The organism is Tenebrionibacter intestinalis, assembly GCF_016632365.1.
GTDB classification, from domain to species: domain Bacteria; phylum Pseudomonadota; class Gammaproteobacteria; order Enterobacterales; family Enterobacteriaceae; genus Tenebrionibacter; species Tenebrionibacter intestinalis.
In genome coordinates, this window is the sequence record NZ_JAEPBH010000097.1 from 1 (window position 1) to 2570 (window position 2570).

The 2570-nt window shown below is 38.9% G+C and carries 1 protein-coding gene and 1 pseudogene; both read left to right on the forward strand.

What is annotated here, in order from left to right; translation table 11 throughout:
* Positions 1-207 (forward strand): annotated as a pseudogene (locus JJB97_RS17685) (DUF2345 domain-containing protein); the annotation flags it as partial.
* A 239-nt stretch (positions 208-446) separates the two neighbouring features.
* On the forward strand, positions 447-2519 hold the full coding sequence (locus JJB97_RS17690; RefSeq protein ID WP_451923542.1) for a T6SS effector phospholipase Tle3 domain-containing protein: 2073 nt from the start codon (positions 447-449) through the stop codon (positions 2517-2519).
* Positions 2520-2570: the final 51 nt, after the last annotated feature.

Below are 2570 nucleotides of genomic sequence, written 5' to 3' on the forward strand. Positions count from 1 at the left end.
ATGAAGAACTACGCTCCGGAAAGTTTTGATGAGAAGTTTATTATAAGAAGCGCTTTGACAAAAGAACCTTTGGGTAATCGAGCTTACAAAATTACTATGCCCGATGGATCTATCGTTACTGGTATTACTAATGCTGACGGAGCGACCTCGCTTAATGCTTCCACAGTTATAGATGAAATAAATATAACGTTACTTAAAGGCATGTAATGAACAGGGTGGGTTATGTTATTATTGATTTATTTTGGTTTTTTTGTCTATTCTATCGCAATTGGGAGCTTCGCATCCCTTCTTATTTGGTTATTTTCAGAGGCGGTGAAGAAAGGAAAGGTTTTTGTGGTGGTATGGCTTGTTTGTGTAATAGTGTCTTATGTGATACTACGGATTATAGACTCTACGGGAATGCTTATAATTAAATAGGGTTGTTTGTTTGACTTTTCTATAAGGATATTAAATTGAAAGCTGAACCTATTAGAGAGTTAGATATAAAGTTTGACGATAATGGTCAACCATCATGGTGCTCTAGCCCCTCACCGAAAGATGTTAAAGTTCGTGGTGCTTGTGATTTACCTCCTCATCTCCCAGGACTTATTATTTTTGTACATGGTGTAAATTCAACTGGAGAATGGTATCAGAAAGCGGAGGCTTCTCTGTGTGAAGGTTTAAATGAACGTTTAGGCCTTAAGGGGACAGGGTTTGACCTAAAAGCTAATAATTATAGCAATGATGAGCAAGTGGTTAAGGATGACTCTGGTAAAGAAGTAATTGTTCCGTCTTCACCTCTGTTGGAACGGAAACTAGTAAGTACCCATGATAGATCTCCTGTTATTCGTTTTTTTTGGGGGTATGCATCCCCAAAAAATCAGGAGGGTAAATATAAAATTCCTTTGGTTAATATCAAGGGTGATGATTATCATCAAATGAAATTAAATAATGTTGATGATGAGGTTATCAAAAGCAAGGGGCCTTATTTCTGGGGAGGGGGGCCTTTCCAGAATGGTACAAATAATTTGTATTCATTATGGAGTGAGTTTGGCTTTGATGAGAATTTGGCCGGTTTGCCGGGTGTAAAAGTTCAGTATGCTAATGAAGATGTGGATAGGATTTTAACGAATGCTCCCCCCAGAAAATACTATGCTCATGCAGCTAAGAGACTTGCGGATTTAATTGATTTAATTAGAGAAAAATATCCTAAGGATACTGTTAGTATTATATCTCACAGCCAGGGTACTATGATATCTCTTGCTGCTGTTGCATTAGCTAAAAAGGCACCTGATGCGCTTTTTGTTCTCAATTCACCATATGCGATGCACAACGGATTTTTGAATGAGGTCTCCCTCCCTGCAAGTGAAAGAATTACGCCGTCTGGCCGTGAAGAAACGCTCTCAGAGATCATTGATAAAGTTGGCCGTCAAACATCACACCTTATATCGCTTGGGTTAGATGGGCTTTGCGTGGGGAAATCCCATGATAATAGAAACTGGCGCCCTGATGGAGAACTAAAAGTTGGTGATGTTTCTCTGCCAGAAAGAGATAATCATGGAAGGACATATATTTATTTCTGCCCTCATGATCGTGTGATGGGATCTCGTCCTTTACGTTCGATTGGTTGGGAAGGGCTGCCGAATGACAAAAATGGAAATCCCCATCCATTATTATCTAAACACAAAGGTAAATTATTCCAAAGGATTTTAGCTAGAAGCACAGTTTGTGGTTCGGAGCCAAATGTCAGTACACCTTTTGGTACTTTGCCGGATGGAAAGCCATTTTGGGATGATACTGGGGATAAATATCAAAGCAGCAGCACGACATATCCTGATCCGCCAAAGTGGCAAACGGTTTTCATTAATGCGGAGAGAGTTCCCAAACCTATTAGTGCTAATGAAATGGCTTCATTTGATGAAAGCAGAGTAGGCAAAGAACATGGAAAGGAGCAAAGGGATGGGTGGGGGGAAATTAATCCGTTAACTGGACGTAAAAATGATAATACTTATGATAATTATATAAATCTTTATACAGATAAAGACATTGTTATTGGATTTAAAGATGGTGTTAATAACAATAAAATCCCTATAACACGCAAAGAGTTCTTTAATGAAAAGGATGAGAGGTTGAGAACTTATGTGTCCCAGCCTACAGATCATAGTACTTTACCAGGAAGCGGGAAGTTTATGTCTCAAGTTGTTGCATATGATTTGCCTATAGGTTTTTGTGATGCAACATGGGATAAAGAGTTTATGGCAAAGCTGAGGGATATGGCTGACTGGACAAAAGGATATGATAGTTATTTTGAAACCGGTGTGTTTCCTGAGGTAGAAATACCATCAATTATTTCAACTGAGACATCAGCTAGTATCGAAACAGCCAGAAAAGAGGCCCTGAAAAAAGCCGGGGAAGAGGCGACTAAAAATTTTATGGATCATGTTATGCCGCAATCGAGTAAATCTCTCGATAAATATCAGGATATCGAGACTCTTTACCAATCAGGAATGAATGGTAATTTTCCTGTTAATAAGAAATAATAAGGAAATATTATGGCAATACGCGTAGTGGTACTTGGAGACGCTACCTCG